Raw genomic sequence first — 21,889 nt, forward strand, 5'->3', positions numbered from 1 at the left:
TCAGCGGCATATTGTATAGCAAATTGCAGCGAATGCATGTTCTGGTGTGGAAAAATCATCGTTATTTGTCAGGACTCCAGCGCAAATTTGTCGAGCAGCAACCGCTGCTCGGTTAGATGTTTAGTGTAAATATTTACTGAGGAAAGTATCCAGTTCTTGGAAAAATGCATGGCGGTTTCGCTGAATGGACAGAAAGTGATCACCAGCCTCTAATTCTACATAGCGAAAATCTTTATCCTCGTCTTCCAGCTCATCAGCCATGATACGGCTTTGATCGACTCTCACTGTGCGATCTTCATCACCGTGAATAAGCAGTATTGGAGTTTTTATCTTTTCGACCAAGTAGTAAGGAGAGCGGGCTTCAAGATCATCACTGTCTTCCCCAATCTGATTTTTTACAAACTCGCTACCGAGAAAATAGCTGCTGGTTCGCACCAACTTTTTTAGGCTGCTCACGCCAGCGAAACTTACCGCGCAAGTAAATAGCTCAGGCGTTTTAACCGTAGCCATCAGCGCTGCGTAGCCACCATAGCTGGCGCCAACAATACATACTTTATCGGGATTGGTGACGCCGTCTTTGATAAGCCAATGGGTGGCATCGGTAATATCGTCCTGCATCTGTAGCCCCCAGCCTTTCATCTGTGCCTGAGCAAAGGTATAACCATAGCCAGAAGAACCGCGGAAATTGGGTCTGAAGACCGCGTAGCCACGGCTGGTAAAATAGGCAGTCCAATAATTAAAGCCACTGTATTCCCTGACGCCCGGGCCACCATGAGGGTTAATAATAGTCGGGTAAGGCGCTTTGCCGGTTTTTGGAATGGTAAGATACCCTTCGATTTCTACACCATCTCGCGCTTTAAACGACACCCTTTTATTTTCTGATAAAGCTTCTGGATCAAGGTCTGGGTACTGTTTGTAAAGAAGATCCAAGGAGCCGGCTTGCCGATTGCCGATGAGATAAGCGCCGGGAAACTGATCACTTTCTGCGTACAACAAATACGTCATCTCATCAGTACTGAAACTTATGACCGAATTTTCGTAATCAGGCAGCACAGCATCAACAGATTCCTGAAGCTTGCCGAAGCGGTTATCCCAGTAGTGTTCTCCATTCTCTGCTGCGGAAAAATAAACGCCAATCGCATCCCGGGTTTGTTTGGAATAGATAAGAGAACCGCCTACATCATAATGTTCATCCGACAACACTTCGGTTTGTTCCATTGTCGTCAGGTTTAACTTGTACAAAGCAAGATAATCGCCCTTGTACTGGTTGAAATATAATATGTTGGGATCTAGTGCGAAGCCTTTGGGAGTAATCGGTTTATCTGACAACGCGTTATAAGAAAACAGCGTTTTCCAATCATCTCCGTCTTTCAATAAAATTTCTGTTTCGCCATTCTCATAGTTCAGCGCTGTGCCCAGACGCAACTGGCTCTGTTGGTCTGTCATCCAGTCACGAATTCTTCTTTTGCCACGTTCTACCATCGACAACTTACCATTGTAGATGTTTACCTTGTATACCGAAGGCAGGTTAACCGTTTCGATGTCAATAGCAATTAAGATATGCTCTGGATCGTCAGGAAGCCAATCAATTACGTCATCTTGAAATTGTGGAGTAAAAGATCGTCCTCCCATTTTTCGTTGCAGACGTCGCGCATCCAGTAATTCTTCTGGTTTGGCCGTAGGTTTATTGAAAGTCATGGCAAATAAGCGGGTTTGATAAAACTTCTGTGAATGCTGCCGGGACTCATAACGAGCACTGATAACCAAACGCTCATTATTCGCCCAGTGATACCAATTTATTTTTACTTTTTCATTGTCAGAACCCAGAAGACTATATATTTTGCCCTCCTTAAGATCATAGGTGGTCAGTACACTTAATTCTTCAGGTACTGTCAGATTCTGAACGTAAGCTATGCGATCCCCTTGGGGCGACAGTTTTGGGTTTTTGAATGCAGGGAGTGCACTAAAGCTCTCGAGAGGTTGTAGCGGTGATTCGCCGGCTAATGCTGTACTGCTAAACAAAAAAGCGAGCAGCATCGCCCTCGCCGAATAGCGAAGGTAAAGAAATCCTTTCATGGTGTTGTCCTGTAATTACCTGTAAGTCTTGTGCAACTTCGAGCGGCTATACATGGTCGTATAGCGGTATCGGCGCGCTAGATAGGATAATGTAATAGAGTCCTTTACAGACAAACATATTTCGGCAGTTAGGTATAAATTACGCTCTGAAGAGACAGCTTTTTTATCACCAGCAGTATGGTTTATTTTAAGTATTCGTAGAGGGTTCTAACGTTAATCGCCTCATATCCAAAGGATTATTTTAGTTGTTCAAAGGTTCAACAGTGTTTAAAAGGCTTTCAAAGATCCGGTTTTTGTTTTCGGGGCTGATACTCCTGCTTACACCGTTAATCTCATTTACTACTGTTGCAGTAGATTTTACGGTTAAAGGCGTTGATGACGGGACCTTGAAAGATAATATACGTCTTCATTTGAATAATTTAGATGTAGAGAGCACGCTGCTGTCAGATCCTTTCTGGCAGGAAGAGGTGGGCAACACTGTTGCCACTGCGGTTGAGCCCTTTGGTTACTACAATAGCAGTACCACGATAGAAAAAGGTGAAGGAGAGAACGTTATTCTTCATGTGGATGTTGGGGTGCCGCTAAAAATCGCAAATGTTAACCGCGAAATCATCGGCGCTGGGCGGGAAGACAAAGACTTTCGCGAAAAATTTAATGCTTTTTCGCTAAAGCCCGGTGACATCCTCCGTCAACCGGTATACGAAAGCTTTAAGTCTTCCATGTTCAACTACGCTCTTTCCCACGGTTATTTCGATTTTTCATGGCAAGCCACCCGCCTTGATTTAGTACGTGAAGATCGCGAAGCCAATGTACTGCTAATTGCTCAAAGCGGCCCTCGGTACAACTTTGGCAAAATCACCATTTCCGGGGAAGAACGGGCAAAAGCAATTATTGAGCGTTTGCGTCCTTTTGAAGAGGGCGAAGCTTATTCATCGAGCAAGCTGACAGAGTTTAACCGCATGCTCAATCAATCCGGCTATTTTTCTCGTGTCATTGCCCGTCCGGTGGTGAGTGAGGCAGAAGGACTAAATGTACCCATTGAAATTACCATTGTGCATAAGCCAAGAGACACATTTAACGTGGGTGTTGGTGCTGCAACAGATACGGGCCCTCGACTGCGGTTTAAATGGGAACGTCCATGGGTGAACTCCCGCGGCCACTCTGTGACCTCGGAGCTTTTTTTATCAGAACCAGAACAATCACTTACCGTGGACTACCGGATTCCGCAACGTGATATCACCAATGATTACATCAGTATTGAGGCAGGGTATCAGTTTATCGAATATACCAATTCTAATACCGACAGTGAAACCTTGACGATAGCCGCTCACCGGTACTGGCAAAAATATAACTCCCCCTGGCAGCAGGACGGTTCAGTCACCTATTTGCGGGAAAAATATGCACAAGGGATTGAGGCGTATCAGACAACACAGCTTGTTATGCCGGGTTACGCTGTTAAATATGTGCAAAAGGATGATGCGCTGAACATTAATACCGGCACCTTTTTGCAGGCATTTGCGCAGTTGGGAAGAGAAGGTTATGGTTCGGACATAGATATAATAAAAAGTGTAGTTGAAGGATTAGTAATACGCACATTTGATAAGCATCGCGTTACATTACGCGCCGAAGCGGGAGCCATAGAGACCAGCGATTTTTCTCGCGTGCCGACATCTCTTCGCTTTTTTGCTGGAGGGGATCAAAGTATTCGCGGATTTGCATATCGGGATATTTCTCCTCGTGAGCAAGTTTTCGACCCGGAAACCGGAGAGCTCACCGAAGATGAAGAACCTATCGGCGGTAAATACCTGGCTACAGCAAGCGCTGAATATGCCTATAGGGTTGCGGATGCGTGGCGGGTCGCTCTTTTTACTGACGTAGGTACCGCTACCAACGATTTTGATACCGACCCCGCGTACAGTTTTGGTACCGGTTTTCATTGGCTTTCCCCGATTGGGCCTGTGCGAGTGTACGGGGCCCGAGGCTTTTCCGAGTATGAAAACAGCTGGCGACTGCACTTTATCCTGGGGCCAGAGATATGAAAAAGCGCTATATTACCCTATGGATCCTGTCTCCTATTCTCGCTGTTGTGATGATTGCGGGGCTAATAATCAGTCCGCTCGGGGCCCCGGTTATCCGCTACGCGGCCCAGTCCTTCGTTCCTAATCTTACAATTGCAGACGTTGAGGGCACAATTCTTAGTGATTTCTCGGTAAGCGGCGTTAGCTGGGAAAACGAAAATTGGCGGATTGAAGTCGGTCAGGCGACCATAAATATCGTGCTCGGCTGCCTGATGACGCCAAAAGTTTGTATAGACAAGCTCGCCGTTGACAAACTTGCGGTAACCCAAATCAAGCCACCGGCTGAAGACACTACCGAAGAAGAGACGGACGAGCCGTTCACTATGCCTGTTGATGTTGTGGTAAATGACATCACTTTCACTTCTACTTCGGTCACTCTGCCAGGTCAGCAAGTTATACTGGGGGAATTTACCGCTAAAGCTAGCGCCAGCGATACGATAATACTGCAGTCACCGCTATTGAAAAACCTCACGGTGACCCTTGCGGGCGATGATGAACCCGCTGCCCCCGCGTCCGCTTCCTTTGTTATGGAATATACCGCACCTGCGCTTCCTACCGTTGCGTTACCCATTCCTGTTTCCATTACAGAGTTCGCGTTATACAACGGCAAAATTGTGCAGGGAGAAAGCACACAGCATATCCCGGTGGCCAGGTTTGCAGAATTAGCTTTTAAAGATACGCAACTTAAGGCGGAAGAGCTGCATGTTGAACACGATCTCGCTACCGTAGACGCGTCTGCTAATATTGATTTAAGCGGCAACTACCCATTGTCGCTGTCAACGCGTGCGCAGATAAAGCTCAACGACACGCAAACTGAGAATATCCAGCTGGATGCCTCTGGCTCTCTGGAACGACTTGATTTACAGATGACTGCGCAGGGCGCCTATGAAGCGAAATTGTCGGTAAATGCAAATATCCTGTCCGACACATTACCACTCAACGTCACAGCAACCTGGCCCCGGCAACCTTTGCCAGCGGTTGAAAACAGCGCACTTTTCGCCGGCTCACTAACCCTGGAAGGCATCATGGGTCAATATCAGCTAAACGCAGAAAGTGGTGTTAATCTTCCAGAAATTGGCGACATTCCATTTACCGCAGATGCCACCCTTAATCGTCAGCATATTACCGTGAACGAGGCGGATGTCAGTATTCTTGATGGAGAAATCACCAGTACCGGTACCTTGTATCTTAATGAGAACCTAAGTTGGTCGGGTAAAACAACACTAAAAAATATTACCACCCAAAGCCTGGTTGCAGGAGGTCCTGCGGATCTTAACGGAGAATTTACCAGCCTTATGCGAATGACGGAAAATGGTCCTGAGGTAAGCCTCACCGGTTTGAATATTGAAGGTAAGCAAGGCGAATGGCCATTGCACTTTGAAGGTTCATTGGCGTATTCGGTTCCCAGTGATTTACTGGTCGGCACGCTTTCATTAGAGCAAGAGCAGAACCGTCTTGTCGTTGCCGGGCAGCTATTTAAAGAACGCTATCTTGATGCCAGTATTATTGTTGATTTGAAGGACGTCCAAACGCTGTATCCCGGCCTTAGCGGCAGTATCACCGGAAAAATTGAAACGCTTGGCGAATGGCAGGATCCTCAGGCTGATGGCACTATTACGTTGGCTGATGTTCAAGTGTCACCAACAGTGAATGAATTTATGTCGCAGCAAGGGCTGTTGAATGGAGATATCGCGGTCAATGGTAAACTTACCAACCATCACGTCACCGTGGATTTAAACCTTCCGGAGCACAAGGCTCAGTTAGCATTGTCTGGCAGTTGGCAGGATCAACGCTGGAAAGGCAATATCGAAAGCAGCCAGCTTGAATTGCTAACCACCCGTTGGCAGTTGGAAGCCCCCTTTGATGTGGCTGTGCGTCCTGAGCCTTTTAGCATGAAACTTACTGAGCATTGTTGGCAATCCCGTAACGAAGGGGAGCTGTGCATGGATGATCTGCTTTATAAAGATGATCAGGCCCGTTGGCTGATAAAAGCGAATGCGTTGCCGATTGGTTTATGGGCCCATGAGCTCGCACCCACTATTATTCCGGGAGCACCAGATTCTACATTAACCATTACCACACACGGTAAATTAGGGCCCGACACGCCTATCCAGGCTAATTTTACGTTACAGGTTACTCCTGCTGTATGGAAGCTTGGCAACAATCAGCAGGTCGCATTGAACCTTTCCGAAATGACAGCAACAGGAACGTTTAAAGATGATGTGTTAAAGGCCCAGGCTCACCTTACCAGCGAAGAAATGGGCAGTATCGATGTTGATGTTCAAACTCAATCTACCGGAGATCAACAACCGCTTGAGGGAAACATTCAACTCACTGACATAAGATTAGCGCCGTTAAAGCCAGTTTCTCCTGCCATTCGTGACTTGGGAGGCGAATTAAACGGAAACATCGGCATAACGGGCTCAATCACTGAACCCGTGCTTCAAGGCAGTGTTCAGCTGCAAAATGGCGCAGTAGATATTAAAGACATGCCGGTGAGTATTAGCCAGTGGCAGCAAGACATAGCCTTAAATGGTGAGAAAGCCACTTTCGACGGCAAATTTCTGTTAGGGGGCGGGGAAGGAACTTTGACGGGCAACGTCGACTGGAGCAATGAGTTACTGGCAAACTTAAAACTTAAAGGTAAGCAATTTGAGGTACGCCAGCGAGACATCCGTATGCGGCTATCGCCCAACCTTACTGTAAACGCTGCACCGGGGAATGTAGAAGTGACGGGGAAAGTCGATATTCCGTGGGCGCGGGTGGTAATTGAGGAGCTTCCGGAGAACGCCGTCTCACCGTCCGAGGATGTGTATTTGCGCGGTGAGCCGCCTAAACAAGAGCCGCTGGATGTCGTTAACGCCAACATCATGGTAAACATTGACAAAGAAAAAGCCGGTGAAGTCAAAATTGAAGCCTTTGGCTTGACCGCCAATCTGCACGGAGGCATTCAGGTCAATTCTCATCCTTCACTGGTAGCATATGGAGATTTACAGATTCTGGATGGTCGCTTCCAGGCGTACGGACAGGATCTCATTATTCAGACCGGCGAGGTGCAGTTCAACGGCCCGCTTGACCAGCCCTTATTGCTGGTAGAAGCCATACGCGACCCGGACAAAACGGAAGATGGCGTAGTGGCGGGGATCCGTGTCGATGGCCCTGCTGATAGTCCGAATGTTAATCTTTTTTCTGAGCCAGCCATGAACCAAAGCGCCAGTCTGGCCTATTTGTTGAACGGCCGCGGCCCGGGAGCCGGTTCTTCAGAGCCTAACTATAACGCCTTGCTACTGGGCTTTGGTTTGTCCAATACTGAAAAGTTGCAAGGGAAAGTTGGAAGCGCGCTGGGAATTGAAGATTTCAGCGTAGGTACCACCTCTAGCCCCAGTGGTGGCGACACCAAGCTTTCTTTGAGTGGCCGGCTAAATGATCGGTTAACCCTGCAGTATAACGTAGACGTCGGCTTAAACAGTAATGATCAGACTACTCAAAATCTTCGTCGCCGCCAGGAAGCGCCAGATTTAGCGTTACGCTATCGCTTACTTCCCAAGCTTTTCGTCGAAGCTGTACAAACGACCATTGAAGAACAAACTGAATTTGCTGTGGACCTATACTATGAGTTTTTTGTAGGGGAAAGTACGCCTGTTATCAAAAAAGACAGAGATGAAAATGATGAGAGCGAAGCCGCCGCACAAGAACCATAAGCTGTCGAGCGAGGAGGCTCACTTTTTAGGCGTCTAATCCAGAAGGATGATAAGTACAAAATCGGCGTTATCCAGAGACGCCAGATAATGTAGATTCAGCTTATTTTATGCGGTCAGAAAAATCGCTTACTCCAGCTTTGGTGCGCTCTACCTCTTTAATAGTGCCGTCGCTATTGAACTGTAGATATTCTGCCGCCACTTTACGTTGTGGCGTAGGGCATGAATCAGCGGCATCTTTAAGCCAACGGTGGTAGAACAATAACCACTGGCCTTTATATTCGACGATGGAATGGTGATTATTGCTTTGGTTTTCCTGTTCCATAAAAACCCCTTTGTATGTCCAAGGTCCGGTAGGTGAGTCAGCCATGTAATACGCAAGTTCGCGATTATTTTCCGGCATTGTGAAGTAATATTTTTCTTCTCGTTTAAACACCCACGGCCCTTCCATTTTGGGCTCATACCCGCCCATATCCATTTCCATTAAATCGCCTTCAACGCTGCGCATATCATCTGCCATCCTGGCTACGTGAAAATCTTTGCCTGAGCCGTGAAAATATAAATACGCTGTACCATCGTCGTCAATAAACAGGCTGGGATCGTTGGCGTAAGGTTCGCGCCATAAAGGCTTACCAATCACATCTTTAAACGGACCAGTAGGCGAATCACTGACAGCTATACCAATTCCCATCCACTTGGTGCTGTTTTTCGGATTCTGGCGGTCTTTCATTCCAGTGCCTGCCGGAAAAACCAGGTAATATTTACCATTTTTGTATGCGGCGTCTGGTGCCCATGCAAAGTTATCTGCCCAGGCAAGATCGTCAACCGATAACACCGCACCATGATCTTTCCAATTCACCAAATCTTCTGATGAAAACACGTGCCAGTTCTTCATGTAGAAATCATCCTGGCATTCTTCATCATGGGAAGTATAGAGATACATTTTTCCGTCCTGCCAGACATGCGCGGACGGATCGGCAGTCTTAATATTACTGCCAAAATCCAGCGGATTCTGAGCGTAGCAATTGGCGCAGAGTAATCCCAGTACGAGAGATAAGCGTCTTACTGACGTATTCACCATTATTTTATTCTCACTTTAACTGTAGGATAGAAAAGAGATTAGGTGAAAAAGTAATACCGTGCCACCGGTATCCCGACGCAGGAACTGGTTTTTCGCTTACGTTTATTGGTGTTTTGCCCGTAAACCAGCCACTCTGTCTTTGCTATGAAATGACTTAGCGTCAACTAAGGAAGAATTAGCATTGTATAGCCAAATTTTGTGCGCCAGAGCCCGTTAATTTTCGCCGTTTTCTTCTTACGGCACAGGCTAATAAAATCTAAGAAGTTAAATCTGTAATGCGGCCATTCTTGAGGCTATAAATCCAGCTGTGGATCATGAGTTTTTGTCCCCGTGCCAAAGCATCTTTAACAATGGACGTTCGTTTCACATTTTCTGCCTGTTCACGCACATTGAGTTCGCAGAGTCTTGCGGAACGTTCGTGCTCTGGCAAAGCCGTGACCTCGTCCCGATGCTTGGCATAAATATCTTTAATATGACCCAGCCAATTGTCGATTAAACCAAAACGCTCTTCGCCCATAGCCGCTTCAATACCTCCGCAACCATAGTGGCCACACACAATCACATGCTTCACTTTCAGCACATCCACCGCATATTGCAGAACCGATAAGCAGTTAAGGTCGGTGTGTATCACCATATTAGCTACGTTGCGATGAACAAATATGTCACCGGGTAATAAATCAACAATCTGATTGGCAGGCACGCGACTATCTGAGCACCCTATCCATAGGTATTGGGGCGCTTGCTGCTTTGACAGCGTATCAAAAAAAGTGGGATCGGCTTTAGATGTTCTTGCGGCCCACTGTTCGTTATTATCGAGAAGGCGTTTTATTTCTTTTTTCATAGCATTGAACCTGAGAGACGAATTATCTTTATCGTAGTGTGACCGGCGCTAACGTACAAGTGAAACTCGGCTGACTTTCGTCTGTTATAAGTCACTCAGAAAGCGCTGCAGATGATCAACGGCGATATTAACAAGACGCTGTCGCGCTTCCTTTGCTAACCAGGCACTGTGGGGCGTAACAATCAAATTAGCGAGACCTGAATGTAGCAGCGGATGGTTAGCATCAGGCGGTTCCGTAGACAGTACATCCAATCCTGCACCGCCGAGTTGGCCGCTTCTAAGCGCGGCGAGTAGCGCTGTTTCGTCAATGAGGTCGCCGCGAGCAGTATTAATGATAAAAGCGCCTCTTTTCATCTTGCTAAAGCGTTGCGCGTTCATTAAGTGAAATGTCTGCTCGGACAATACACAATGTAAGCTCACAACATCGGCTTCAGGCAACAAACTATCTAAAGATGGTCGCGGATCGTCAGGTTCCCCTGGCCGTGCAGCAACAGACACTTTCATACCCAGCGCCTTTGCCAGCGCAGCAAAGCGCTTACCCAGCTCTCCATACCCTACAATCACCAGATGCTTGCCGGCCACTTCCATCACAGGATGCCCCAACAAACAAAAATGTGGAGACTTCTCCCACTTCCCCTGGCGTACGTCATCAGAATATTGAGAAAAAGACGTTGCCAGATTTAGCAGCAACATCAGGCAGTGCTGCGCGACAGCGTCAGTGCCGTACCCTTCAATATTCGCCACTTTAATATTGGTGTGCTTGCAGTACTCTACGTCAATATTATTCATGCCGGTAGCCAGTACTCCGATATAGCGGCAATGTGGTGCATGAGCTTTTAATGTCTCAGCATTTAACACAACTTTATTAGTTAGAATAACACTGGCATCGGCAATTCGTGCCGCCACTTCCGCAGGCGCTGTCGCTCCGAACACAGACCATTGAAGAGGCAGATTATAAAGGCCTGACATATCCAGTTCATCAGGGTTAAGCGTGTCAGCATCAAGAAGAACAGCGTGCATCAAAAAGTCTCCATAATATCGGTTAAGGCTTCTCGTACGATGGAAGGTATCGCGACCGCGCGATCCGTGTGACGATCAACGAAAACGTGGACAAACTGGCCGTGTGCGACCCGGCGCTGGGTTTCTCCGGCGTAGACAGAAAGCCCGTAGGTCACCGAACTGCGCCCTATTTTTATCACGCGCAATCCGACATAAATCATTTCTGGATAGGCAGCAGGCGCAATGTACTGGCACTGGGAACTGACAACATATGCAGCGACTTGCGCATTACGTATCTTTGCCTCCAGGCGATCAGTCAAAAACCGGTTAACGGTCGTATCAAAGAAACCGTAGTACACCACGTTATTGATGTGCCCGTAGGCATCGTTATCTTGCCAACGGGTGGTGATCTCCAGGTGATAGGGATAATCGGTCAAAGACGGTGAAAAATCTGTCACTTTTTGTCCTTATGATATGAAGATAATGCTGTTGGTCTATGTCAACCGGTAGCGATAACGGCCCCTTTAGGCGCCGCTACGCATAAAATCGCTGCATCTTGAGATAGCGACCGCGGCTTAGTTGCGAACTTCTCCATTGCCCATAACCACAAACTTCTCCGTTGTCAGTGATTCCGCACCCATGGGGCCGTAAGCATGGAGCTTGCTGGTAGAGATACCAATTTCTGCTCCCAATCCTAATTCGCCGCCATCGGAGAAACGGGAGGACGCATTAACCATTACTACGGCAGAATCGATGTCTCGCACGAAGCGATGGGCCGTTTGATAATCTTCGGTCACAATAACCTCGGTGTGACCAGAGCCATATTGCACAATGTGATCTACAGCTGCATCATAGCTATCCACGACTTTTACCGCTATTTCCAGCGCCAGATATTCCGTTTGCCAATCGAGAGCCGTGGCTTGGATGCCATCTTTAAAAAAGGGCAAGGCGCGTTCACATGCGTGAACCAGCACGTTATGACGAGCAAACATTTCTGCAATTCGCGGTAACAGAGTGTCGGCAGTAGCAGCGTGTACCAGACAAGTTTCCAGCGCGTTACACACGCCTACCCGCTGGGTTTTACCGTTTTCAAGAATAGTAATGGCCTTATCGGCATCAGCGTGCTGATCCAGATATAAATGACAAATGCCTTTGTAATGCTGGATAACCGGAATCTGACTTTGTTCAGACACGTACTTAATCAACCCTTCACCGCCGCGTGGAATAACTAAGTCTATATCGTCTTTTAAGGTGAGTAATGTGGTGAGAATTGCGCGATCAGGATCGGGGACTACGGTGACAGCAGCTTTATCCAGACCAAATTGTTTCAGAACATGGTGAATGCAACCGGCAAGCGCAAGATTGGAATGTAGCGCTTCTTTGCCTCCACGAAGAATGACTGCATTCCCGGCTTTAAAACATAATGCCGCCGCATCCACTGTTACATTCGGACGGGATTCATAAATCATTGCAATAACGCCGAGCGGGATGCGCATTTTTCCAACCTGAATACCGCTGGGCATAGTTTGCATAGCTGAAATTTTGCCTACCGGATCCGGTTGATTGGCGATGTCGGCTACGGCTTTGGCAATATTCATTACCCTCTCAGTGTTCAGAGTCAGCCGATCAACCATGGCTTCATCCAACCCTCTTTCGCTGGCATTCTCTAAATCTAAAGCATTTGCTGAAAGAATATTTTGGGTTTGTGAAACCAGATGTTTGCTGACCGCCATCAGCACGTCTTTTTTCTGTTCCGCGTTGAGTTTGGCTACCTGACGAGCGGCACTTTTAGCCGCTTTTGCGGATTGCTGAATGGAGAAACTCATATCATCTCCGTGGGTTAGTAAAAAATTTTGCGAAATAATTGCTACTCTATAACAGTACCAAATCATCGCGATGAATGACTACCTCTCCACTATCATAGCCTAAGGTTTCACCAATCTGGTGACTCTTTAGCCCTTTTATCTGTACTAGATCTTTCTCGTCGTACAGAGCAAGGCCCTTTGCCACCGGAATATTGTTGCAGCGAACCTCCACTGCATCGCCTGCTGAAAAGCCGCCGCTGACCGTGACAATACCAGAAGGAAGTAGTGATGCTCCCCGATCCACTATGGCCTGTTTCGCACCAGCATCAACATTGATTATCCCCCGCGTTTTTAGTGTGTGCGCAAGCCAGAGACGACGCGCTCGCTTGCTCGATTGAGTGGCAGTAAATAACGTGCCGACACTGCGACCTTCAGCGAGTGCATCAAAAACCTGACCGTTACGCCCATTTACTATCAACGTTTGAATACCGCTTTTGGTGCACTTATCCGCTGCTTCAATTTTGGTACGCATACCGCCGGTTCCCATTGCGGTGCCTGCGCCCCCGGCCAGCCCGTAAATAGCAGGAGTAATTTCACTCACTTTGGGAATAAGTGTAGCATCTGAATGTTTACGAGGATCGGCGGTATAGAGTCCATCGATATCAGAGCAAATAATCAGCGTATCGGCATGGGCCACCAGCGCGGTATAGGCACCCAGATTATCGTTATCCCCCACTTTGAGCTCGTTAACTGCCACGGTGTCATTTTCATTTACAATGGGAAGCGCCTGATGAAGCAGCAGTTCCCTTAGCGTGTTTTTGATATTGACGTAGCGCGTACGATCATGAAGATCGTCGGCGGTAAGTAGCACCTGCGCACAGGGAAAATCGAAAAAGCGCTGCCAGTTAGCCATCATCTGTGTTTGTCCGATGGCCGCCATTGCCTGCTTTTCAGCAATGGACGCCGGATGATGAATAGGAATTTTGCTGCGCCCAGCGGCCACGCTACCAGAAGACACCACAATAATTTCTTTGCCGGCCTCGCGACTGGCAGTAATAAAACGAGCAATAGGAAGCAGGTAGCGTGCACTGCACTGGTTACCTTCAGGAGCAATTAACGCACTGCCTACTTTTATTACAGCGCGTTGCCAGGAGAAGTTGTTCATCGGGATGAGCGTTTATCTAGGAGAACAAAATCATACGTCAAACCGAACAAAAAACAAACAGAGAAATCAGAGACTTCCGCTTTTTATTTTAATTTCAGAACCGGGAGGAACGCCTCACAAGGTTCGGTTACTGCCCAGCTGTCCAGATTGGTTTGCGGTGAAATCCGCTCTTATTACGGTTAAAAACTGGCATATCTTTACTTTTTACCTATAAAATGTCTGGTTTACGCCCCCTTTACCCAGTAGTAAGGAACCTGCATGAGTAAACGCAATAACCGTCTGTTCTGGTTAGCTCCCGTTTTAACGGTGTTAATGCTACCCACCGCCAACGCAGCGATAAAACAAACAAAAGGCGACTTTGAAGATAAGTTCCGGCAACTTGATGAAGCCCTTCCTACACCGAACGTGTATCGAAATGCGGCGGGTGAACCTGGTCATAACTATTGGCAGCAACAGGTCGATTACGTCATTAAAGCCAAGCTTGATGAAGAAAAGCGTCGAATTGATGCAACCGAGACCATCACCTACCACAATAATTCTCCTGATACGCTGAAATATCTTTGGATACAGCTGGATCAGAACAAATTCCGCGACGATTCCATGTCAGCGCTGACTACCACCTTTGGTGGCATTGGCAACCGAGGTCCGGCGACAAAGTCTGCCAGCGAAGGCGAGCCTGCTCAACTGAGTTTGGATGCGCTGCGCCGGGAACAGTTTGTTGAAGATAATGAGCTTGGATACCAGATAAAGAAAGTGGCCCAAAAAGGTGGCAGCGAGCTACATTATACCGTTGTAGGCACGTTGATGCGGGTGGATTTGGCGACGCCTTTAAAACCGGGCACATCTACCAAGTTTGATATCAATTTTGGCTTTAACATTGTTGAAGAAGATGCCGTTTCTGCGCGTTCAGGTTATGAGCATTTTGCCGACGATGAGCGCGAAGGCGGAAACGATATTTTCTTACTGGCGCAATGGTTTCCACGCCTGGCCGCTTACACAGATTACGAAGCCTGGACAAACAAAGAGTTCATTGGCCGAGGCGAGTTTACCCTTGAATTTGGTAACTATGATGTGAGCCTTACCGTTCCAGCAGATCACATTGTTTCCTCCACAGGAACGCTGCAAAACCCTAACGATGTACTGTCAAAAGAGCAACAGGATCGTCTTGAAAAAGCGAAGAAATCTGACCGCACAGTATTTATCGTTACAGCAGATGAAGCGCTTGAAAACGAAAAGGCTGGTACCAGTAAAACCAAAACCTGGCGTTTTAAAGCCGACAATGTGCGCGATTTCGCTTGGGCATCTTCTCGTAAGTTCATGTGGGATGCCAAAGGATATGACCAAGGCGGAAACGACCAGCCATTTGTCATGGCAATGTCTTTTTATCCTAAAGAAGGCGGTGACTTATGGAAGAAATATTCTACCGAGGCGGTAATTCACACCTTGGAAGTCTATTCGCGCTTTGCCTTTGATTATCCTTATCCTGTTGCGCAGTCGGTGAATGGGCCGGTAGGTGGTATGGAATATCCCATGATCACCTTCAATGGCCCGCGTACTGAATTACAGGATGACGGTTCTCGCACCTATTCGCTGTCTGAAAAGCGTTTCTTAATCGGTGTGGTGATCCACGAAATTGGTCATAACTATTTTCCGATGACAGTAAATTCTGACGAACGTCAGTGGACCTGGATGGACGAAGGTTTAAACAGCTTCCTCGACGGCGTTGCCGGACGCGAGTGGGATCCCAATATTCCATGGGGTGTGGAGCCAAGAGATATTACCGGTTACATGAAGTCATCGTCTCAGGTTCCGGTTATGACGCAATCAGACTCTGTATTGCATCTTGGTCCTAATGCTTACACCAAACCTGCTGTGGCATTAAATATTCTACGTGAAACTATCCTTGGCCGTGAATTATTTGACTTTGCCTTTAAAGAATACGCTACTCGCTGGATGTTCAAGCGTCCTACACCAGCAGATTTTTTCCGTACCATGGAAGAAGCATCAGGTGTAGATCTTGATTGGTTCTGGCGTGGCTGGTTCTATACTACCGATCATGTTGATATTTCTTTAGACCGCGTTTACAAGCTTCGCCTTGATACTAAAGATCCTGATATCGATTTAAACCGTCAGCGCGAATCTGAGCTGGAAAAACCATTGTCACTTACTGTTGAGCGCAATAAAGGCGAAGGCAGAAAGCTTTGGGTTGAGAAATTTGAAGATATTCGCGATTACTACGACGATAACGATCAATACACCGCTACCAACAAAGATCGCAATACCTATCGCGATTTTCTTAAAAAGCTGGAGCCGTGGGAACGTGAAACGTTTGAGCGTGCTGTACGTGAAGACAAAAATTACTATGTAATGGAGTTTTCTAATCTGGGTGGGCTGGTTATGCCAATCCTGCTGGAAATGGAATATGCTGACGGCACTAAAGAAACCATGCGTATTCCTGCAGAAATCTGGCGACGCACGCCTAAAGCGGTCAGCAAGCTTATTGTTACCGACAAAGAAAAAGAACTGGTTAGCGTGGCTGTAGATCCGCGTTGGGAAACAGCCGATGTGGATGTAGAAAATAACTATTATCCTCGTCGTATCATTCCTTCGCGCATTGAAGCGTACAAGTCTAAGAAGAGCACAAGTCGTACTTCGATGGATTTGATGCACGACAGCACGACGGAACTAAAAACCGGTGACTCAGAGGAAGGCGATGACAACTAAGTCGCGCCGTTTTTCTCTCTTTCAGCAGGGCCTGATGGTCCTGCTGATAGCTTTCTGCTCCAGCGTTTCGGCACATCAGATAAAATCTGCCATTACCACTGTGTTGTTCAATCCGCATACTGCGAATATTGAAGTAATGCATCGGTTTAATTTGCATGACTCTGAACATGCAGTAAAAGTTTTATTTGATAAAAATGCCGATATTCTTGATGACAAAGATACCCAAAAAGCCTTCGCCGAGTACGTTACTCACCGGTTTGCATTGCTAGACGCAGACGGACAGGAACTCCCGCTTTCCATTGTGGGCTTTGAAACAGAAGGAAAATTCTTTTGGGTTTATCAGGAAACCGCGCAACCCCCACAGCTTGAAGGGCTGGAAATTCGTCACGATGCTCTGCGGGATATTTGGCCTTCCCAAATAAATACGCTCAATGTGGAAGGTAACGGCCCCGTACAAACTCTGACATTTCAGGATAGCGCCACCTTGCTGGAAGTCTCCTTCGAAGGCCATAGCCACTAAAGTCTTACAGACCATTCATTGACCCACCAGCCTGCCGTACTTCATTATGCAGTTAACATAATTAAGCTCAGGCTGGTTCTATGACTGACAGTAATCCGCAAGACAGCTTCGCAAATAAGAAAAATATTCTTTGGGTAATCCTTTCCGGGGCAATGGCACTGACTTTTGTCGTGCTTCTCTTTTTACCTTACAGTGGCACAGGCGGCGATACGCTTTCGGTGTATAGCGCCATGTTGTGGTGCGGATTGTTTGGCGCTGCCCTTTTCCGATATTTAGATAAAAACGGCTGGATCGGTTTTGCTGCTGGCAGCGTAGTAGGAATGGTGTTGCAAGTTATTTCAGCGCTATTTTAATTCTGCCTTCGTTTATTTTCACAATGGGTATTGTATACCACCATGACCAAAGAGAAAGCAGGTAAAGCCATACCCACTGGCCGATTAAATCGTGTATGGGGACTCGGTTCTTTAGCGGGACGAATCGCAGGAAACGTGGTTTCTCAGGGCGCAGGTAAAATGCTTAAAGGCCAACGACCGAAGCTTAGCGAACTGGTCTTAACTCTTGGTAACATTAAACGTATTGCCGATCAGTTAGCCAACATGCGTGGCGCAGCAATGAAAGTCGGCCAGCTTATTTCCATGGATAACGGCGATTTTTTACCTAGGGAACTTGCCGATATCCTTGCTCGGCTAAGAGATGACGCCGAACCCATGCCTAAACAGCAGTTGGTGACGGTGCTGAATAAAGAATGGGGCAGTGAATGGCAAGCAGAGCTTCTTTATTTTTCCTTTGCCCCCGTCGCAGCCGCTTCCATTGGACAAGTTCACAAAGCCATTACTCAGGATGGAAGAACACTGGCGATTAAAGTCCAGTATCCCGGTATAAAAAGCAGCATCGACAGTGATGTGGATAATGTAGCAAGCTTAATTCGCCTTGCCGGGGTAATGCCCGCAACTATGGATATTTCGCCAATTCTGCAAGAAGCGAAACTGCAGCTCCATCAAGAAGCAGATTATCAGCGTGAAGCTAAAATGTTGGCTGCTTATCATGCACATCTGGGTGAATCCGTGCATTTTCTTATCCCCCAGGTGTTTGAGGAACGCTCGACCGATGTCGTGCTGGCCATGGATTTTCTTCCCGGGGAAGATATTCAGACATTGGCAGACGCGCCGCAGGTGGTTAAAGATTCCTTGATGAGTGCGCTCATGGAGCTTTTCTTTCGAGAAGTATTTGAGTTTCGATTACTGCAGTCTGATCCCAACCTTGCCAATTACCGCTTTCATTCGCAGACTAATCGTATAGCCTTACTGGATTTTGGTGCCACCCGGGAGATTTGTCCAAACATAGCCAATCAATACCAGCGATTACTCAATGCCGCGGCACATCAAGACAAAGATTTGATGCGCGAAGCTGCACTGACTATTGGATTAATGAACCACACTCACACTCTGGAACAACAGGAGAAAGTGATAGCTTTGGGAATGGCTGCCTGCGAGTCTATTCAGGTAAGCGGACCTTATGATTTCGGCAATAGCGATTTGATGCAGCGCCTTCATGAAATGGGTACCTCCCTGACTTTAGAAAGCGATTTTTGGCATGTCCCTCCGGCAGACGCTCTATTTATTCATCGTAAACTAGGAGGACTGTATATGTTGGCCAAGCGGCTAGGGACGCGACTAAACATGAGAGACATTGCTTCGCCTTGGTTATCGTAATTGAAAACCACTTAGACGTCGTGAACTTTGAGGATCGCCAGACCGTTAAATAAAGATACAAAGGCGTTGATAAGCGCCACAATGAATTTATAAATATCGGATAAACCGATCATTTTGCGGCTTTGTTGGGTAGAAATGTTTTATAAAATAGTAGGTTGAGAATTGTTATGGGTAAATTTATCTAATCATTATCCAACTTGCAGCAACATCTCTGTTAGTATAATAATTCAAGGGATCTATAAATGGTGGAGACATTATGAGCGAAAATTCAGAAAAGCGCACAATAGCGCCGCATATAGTCATAATAGTTGCGGTGATTGTAGTCATAATTGCAGTATTGCTATGGCCAACAAGCGACGAACCAGACGTGACTAAGCCGGATAACTCTGCAGTCATTGAAGAGGAACCAATGGCGCCAAATGAGCCAGAGGCCTTCGCTCCTACCCCCACACCAGAACCGGTAGAAATAGATCCGAATGCTGAAGTTGAGCCAATGCCGCAAACGCCACAAACGGATCCCGAGCCTCTGGATACCAGTGATGAAGCCATCAAAACGTCCCTTGATGACATTTCCGAATCTGAGCAGGTTAATCGGTTACTCATTAACGAGGGCTTACTGCAACGCTTCGTCGTTTCCGTAACCAATGTTGCGAACGAAGAAGTCGCTGGAAATCTGCAGCCGGTTAAAGCTCCTGAGCAGTCTTTCCGCGTTTATAGTCAAGCTGATAAACAATGGATTGATGCAGCCAGTTACAAGCGCTATACCCCTTACGTGGAAATGCTTGAGTCTTTTGAAAATGACGCCTTACTCGGGTTGTTTAACAAGTATGAAGGTCAAATTCAGTCCAAATATGCTGAAATTGGCGACCCGGACAAGCCATTTAATGAAGTGATGGTTGAGGCTATTGACCAGTTACTGAATACTCCTGAAGTGCCAGTGCCGGTAGAAGTGTATTCTGATTCCGTTGCCTATAAGTACACAGATCCGCAACTTGAAAACCTAAGCGGGCCACAGAAGCAATTGCTCCGCACAGGGCCAGACAACATGCGTCGGATCAAGGCAAAACTTAGAGAGCTTAAAGATTTGCTGCAAGCAGATGGATCTGAGTAAATTTAAACAGCAAATAGAGCGCGGTGCAGATGGCCGTGCTCTTCCCCCGGTAGAAAAATGGGATCCACCGTTTTGCGGCGATTTGGATATGCGAATCGCACTCGATGGTAGCTGGCATTACAACGGCACCCCGATTGGACGACATTCCCTGGTACAGTTATTTGCTTCGGTTTTGAAAAAGGAAGCGGGTAGCTATTTTCTTGTCACCCCTGTGGAAAAGGTTGGTCTGCAGGTGGAAGATGTACCGTTTATTATTACTGGCTGGCGTCAAAGCGACGACACACTTATTTTTGTCACCAACATGGATGATGAATTTACTGTCAGTCAGGACAATCCTCTTGAGTTAAGAGATCCCCCAGCGGCATTGCGCTCCAGTGACGCATCGCCTATCCCTTATGTGAAGGTAAGGCGCAACTTATGGGGGCGTCTGCATCAAAACGTGTATTATCAACTTATTGAGCTAGCCGATCCTAAGCCCATGGCGAACGGGCAAACGTCTTTCGAAATGAAAAGCGGGCAATACCTCTTCTCTCTTGGCGCGGTGACGGTTTAGCGTTTCATAAAGCACTATTTGCTCTCGTTGCAGCCTCGAAATCTTATGTTCCACTCACTAAATGTTACCTGAACTTGAAAACTTTTAGTAACGTGCTGGATAGCAATACCGAGAGTGCGCGCTATTCCGAGCTCAGGGGAATAAGTCGGTTAAATTTGTTTACTTTGCCCAAGCCATTACCTACAGTAAATTTTAGGTATTTTAATAATGATAAGAGATAAAAGAATGAGAACAACCTTAACCGCTTTGCTTTTATCCACCAGCTTAATATTGTTTTCCACCGCCACCTTAGCCGTTACACTCATTCATGCCGGACAAGCGTTTACCGGCGCATCCGAAACCTTACAAGACGAAATCACTATCGTTGTAGATGGAAACCGCATTGGAAGGATTGAGTCAGGTTTTGTGAAGCCTCAAAAAGGTGATTCAGTAATAGATCTTAAAGATGCGACAGTGCTACCCGGTCTGATGGATATGCACGTGCATTTATCTTCTCAAAACGGCGGTCCTCAAACTTACCTCGAACGCTTTACTCTAAATGAAGCAGACTATGCCTTGAACGCAGCTTACTATGCGAAGAAAACATTAATGGCGGGCTTTACCACTGTCCGTAATCTTGGCGATAGCTACAATGAAACAGTAGCCCTGCGTAATGCCATCAGCCGCGGCACCGCAATAGGCCCGCGTATTTATACGGCAGCAAAATCTATCGCTACTACCGGCGGACATGCTGATCCCAGCAACGGAATGGCAATGAATATTCGTCCGGATGTTGGCCCTGAACAGGGAGTAATAAATGGTGTTGCCCAAGCCAGGGAAGCGGTGAGACAACGTTATAAAGATGGTGCCGATGTCATTAAAGTTACCGCCACAGGTGGCGTGTTGAGCGTAGCAAAAAGTGGTCAGAACCCGCAGTTTATGGACGATGAACTGAAAGCAATCGTTGATACCGCCAACGATTACGGAATGACAGTGGCAGTACATGCCCATGGCGAGGAAGGAATGAAGCGTGCCATTATTGCAGGCGTCACCTCTGTTGAACATGGCACCTACATGACAGACGAGCTCATGGAAGTGATGAAAGAACATGGCACTTTCTACATTCCTACGATTATGGCAGGCGAATTCGTTGCAGAGAAAGCCAAAATAGACGGGTATTTTCCTGACTTAGTACGCCCGAAGGCAGCAGCAATCGGACCGCTTATCCAAAGCACTTTTGGTAAAGCTTATAAAGCTGGCGTAAAAATAGCCTTTGGTACAGACAGCGGTGTTTCGGCCCACGGTGATAATGCTCAAGAATTTGGATTAATGGTAGAGGCCGGAATGCCGCCAGCAGAAGCCATAAAGAGCGCCACAGTGACTTCTGCTAAACTCTTGAACATTAGCGCCGACATCGGCACGTTGGAAACTGGCAAACTTGCTGACGTTATTGCGGTTAAAGGTAATCCTTTGCAGGATATTCACGTAATGGAAAACGTAGTGTTTGTCATGAAAGACGGCATCGTATTTAAACAATAGCGGAATTT

The 21,889-nt window shown here is 46.9% G+C and carries 16 protein-coding genes; 9 read left to right on the plus strand and 7 right to left on the minus strand.

Features of this window, described 5'->3' with window-relative positions; all coding sequences use genetic code 11:
- Window positions 1–120: 120 nt before the first annotated feature.
- On the minus strand, window positions 121–2,076 hold the full coding sequence (locus tag CA267_RS08905) for an alpha/beta hydrolase family protein (RefSeq protein WP_075607809.1): 1,956 nt from the start codon (window positions 2,074–2,076) through the stop codon (window positions 121–123).
- 263 nt (window positions 2,077–2,339) lie between these two features.
- On the opposite strand from CA267_RS08905, the gene CA267_RS08910 reads away from it, so the two are divergent.
- Window positions 2,340–4,115 (plus strand): autotransporter assembly complex protein TamA, encoded by a 1,776-nt coding sequence (locus CA267_RS08910; RefSeq protein WP_232367619.1) that lies wholly within the window; start codon window positions 2,340–2,342, stop codon window positions 4,113–4,115.
- A complete protein-coding gene (locus CA267_RS08915) occupies window positions 4,112–7,855 on the plus strand; it encodes a translocation/assembly module TamB domain-containing protein (protein ID WP_075607808.1) in 3,744 nt (1,247 codons plus the stop codon). The genes CA267_RS08910 and CA267_RS08915 overlap by 4 nt, the downstream gene beginning before the upstream one ends.
- A gap of 100 nt (window positions 7,856–7,955) precedes the next feature.
- Here the strand turns inward: CA267_RS08915 and CA267_RS08920 are convergent, their stop codons facing one another.
- The 6 genes from CA267_RS08920 to proB form a co-directional block, all read right to left on the minus strand.
- Entirely contained in the window at window positions 7,956–8,933 is a 978-nt protein-coding gene (locus CA267_RS08920; protein WP_075607807.1) for a family 43 glycosylhydrolase, read from the minus strand.
- A 256-nt stretch (window positions 8,934–9,189) separates the two neighbouring features.
- Window positions 9,190–9,774 carry a carbonate dehydratase gene (gene can, locus CA267_RS08925; protein ID WP_075607806.1) on the minus strand — a complete coding sequence of 195 codons (585 nt, stop codon included), beginning with the start codon at window positions 9,772–9,774 and terminating at the stop codon, window positions 9,190–9,192.
- Between the two features lie 84 nt (window positions 9,775–9,858).
- Window positions 9,859–10,794, minus strand: a complete 936-nt coding sequence (locus tag CA267_RS08930) for a D-2-hydroxyacid dehydrogenase (protein WP_075607805.1) — start codon at window positions 10,792–10,794, stop codon at window positions 9,859–9,861.
- Complete coding sequence (locus tag CA267_RS08935) at window positions 10,794–11,231, minus strand: acyl-CoA thioesterase (RefSeq protein ID WP_075607804.1); 438 nt, start codon at window positions 11,229–11,231, stop codon at window positions 10,794–10,796. The genes CA267_RS08930 and CA267_RS08935 overlap by 1 nt, the downstream gene beginning before the upstream one ends.
- Before the next feature lie 117 nt (window positions 11,232–11,348).
- Window positions 11,349–12,599 (minus strand): glutamate-5-semialdehyde dehydrogenase, encoded by a 1,251-nt coding sequence (locus tag CA267_RS08940; RefSeq protein WP_075609921.1) that lies wholly within the window; start codon window positions 12,597–12,599, stop codon window positions 11,349–11,351.
- 46 nt (window positions 12,600–12,645) lie between these two features.
- Window positions 12,646–13,743: a glutamate 5-kinase gene (proB, locus tag CA267_RS08945; RefSeq protein WP_075607803.1), complete on the minus strand. Its 1,098-nt coding sequence runs from the start codon at window positions 13,741–13,743 to the stop codon at window positions 12,646–12,648.
- Window positions 13,744–14,001: 258 nt separating this feature from the next.
- Between proB and CA267_RS08950 the strand changes: the two genes are divergently transcribed.
- The 7 genes from CA267_RS08950 to CA267_RS08980 all read left to right on the plus strand — a co-directional run bounded on the left by CA267_RS08950 (window position 14,002) and on the right by CA267_RS08980 (window position 21,881).
- On the plus strand, window positions 14,002–16,467 hold the full coding sequence (locus CA267_RS08950; RefSeq protein ID WP_075607801.1) for a M1 family metallopeptidase: 2,466 nt from the start codon (window positions 14,002–14,004) through the stop codon (window positions 16,465–16,467).
- Between the two features lie 34 nt (window positions 16,468–16,501).
- Window positions 16,502–16,987 (plus strand): DUF6702 family protein, encoded by a 486-nt coding sequence (locus tag CA267_RS08955; protein ID WP_097349163.1) that lies wholly within the window; start codon window positions 16,502–16,504, stop codon window positions 16,985–16,987.
- Between the two features lie 80 nt (window positions 16,988–17,067).
- Complete coding sequence (locus CA267_RS08960) at window positions 17,068–17,340, plus strand: hypothetical protein (protein WP_075607799.1); 273 nt, start codon at window positions 17,068–17,070, stop codon at window positions 17,338–17,340.
- Window positions 17,341–17,382: 42 nt separating this feature from the next.
- Entirely contained in the window at window positions 17,383–18,699 is a 1,317-nt protein-coding gene (locus CA267_RS08965) for an ABC1 kinase family protein (protein ID WP_075607798.1), read from the plus strand.
- 256 nt (window positions 18,700–18,955) lie between these two features.
- Window positions 18,956–19,810: a DUF3014 domain-containing protein gene (locus CA267_RS08970; protein ID WP_075607797.1), complete on the plus strand. Its 855-nt coding sequence runs from the start codon at window positions 18,956–18,958 to the stop codon at window positions 19,808–19,810.
- Window positions 19,797–20,363 carry a DUF1285 domain-containing protein gene (locus CA267_RS08975; protein WP_075607796.1) on the plus strand — a complete coding sequence of 189 codons (567 nt, stop codon included), beginning with the start codon at window positions 19,797–19,799 and terminating at the stop codon, window positions 20,361–20,363. The genes CA267_RS08970 and CA267_RS08975 overlap by 14 nt, the downstream gene beginning before the upstream one ends.
- Window positions 20,364–20,588: 225 nt before the next feature.
- A complete protein-coding gene (locus CA267_RS08980) occupies window positions 20,589–21,881 on the plus strand; it encodes a metal-dependent hydrolase family protein (protein WP_075607795.1) in 1,293 nt (430 codons plus the stop codon).
- Window positions 21,882–21,889: the final 8 nt, after the last annotated feature.

The sequence above is a fragment of the Alteromonas pelagimontana genome, from assembly GCF_002499975.2.
In the GTDB taxonomy this organism is placed as follows: Bacteria; Pseudomonadota; Gammaproteobacteria; order Enterobacterales; family Alteromonadaceae; genus Alteromonas; species Alteromonas pelagimontana.

Coding starts and splice junctions, on each gene's coding strand:
- CA267_RS08980 (WP_075607795.1), top strand. CDS start 20,589: ATGAGAACAACCTTAACCGCTTTGCTTTTATCCACCAGCTTAATATTG.
- CA267_RS08950 (WP_075607801.1), top strand. CDS start 14,002: ATGAGTAAACGCAATAACCGTCTGTTCTGGTTAGCTCCCGTTTTAACG.
- CA267_RS08905 (WP_075607809.1), bottom strand. CDS start 2,076: ATGAAAGGATTTCTTTACCTTCGCTATTCGGCGAGGGCGATGCTGCTC.
- CA267_RS08940 (WP_075609921.1), bottom strand. CDS start 12,599: ATGAGTTTCTCCATTCAGCAATCCGCAAAAGCGGCTAAAAGTGCCGCT.
- CA267_RS08915 (WP_075607808.1), top strand. CDS start 4,112: ATGAAAAAGCGCTATATTACCCTATGGATCCTGTCTCCTATTCTCGCT.
- can (WP_075607806.1), bottom strand. CDS start 9,774: ATGAAAAAAGAAATAAAACGCCTTCTCGATAATAACGAACAGTGGGCC.
- CA267_RS08920 (WP_075607807.1), bottom strand. CDS start 8,933: ATGGTGAATACGTCAGTAAGACGCTTATCTCTCGTACTGGGATTACTC.
- CA267_RS08930 (WP_075607805.1), bottom strand. CDS start 10,794: ATGCACGCTGTTCTTCTTGATGCTGACACGCTTAACCCTGATGAACTG.
- CA267_RS08970 (WP_075607797.1), top strand. CDS start 18,956: ATGAGCGAAAATTCAGAAAAGCGCACAATAGCGCCGCATATAGTCATA.
- CA267_RS08975 (WP_075607796.1), top strand. CDS start 19,797: ATGGATCTGAGTAAATTTAAACAGCAAATAGAGCGCGGTGCAGATGGC.
- CA267_RS08955 (WP_097349163.1), top strand. CDS start 16,502: ATGGTCCTGCTGATAGCTTTCTGCTCCAGCGTTTCGGCACATCAGATA.
- CA267_RS08960 (WP_075607799.1), top strand. CDS start 17,068: ATGACTGACAGTAATCCGCAAGACAGCTTCGCAAATAAGAAAAATATT.
- CA267_RS08965 (WP_075607798.1), top strand. CDS start 17,383: ATGACCAAAGAGAAAGCAGGTAAAGCCATACCCACTGGCCGATTAAAT.
- proB (WP_075607803.1), bottom strand. CDS start 13,743: ATGAACAACTTCTCCTGGCAACGCGCTGTAATAAAAGTAGGCAGTGCG.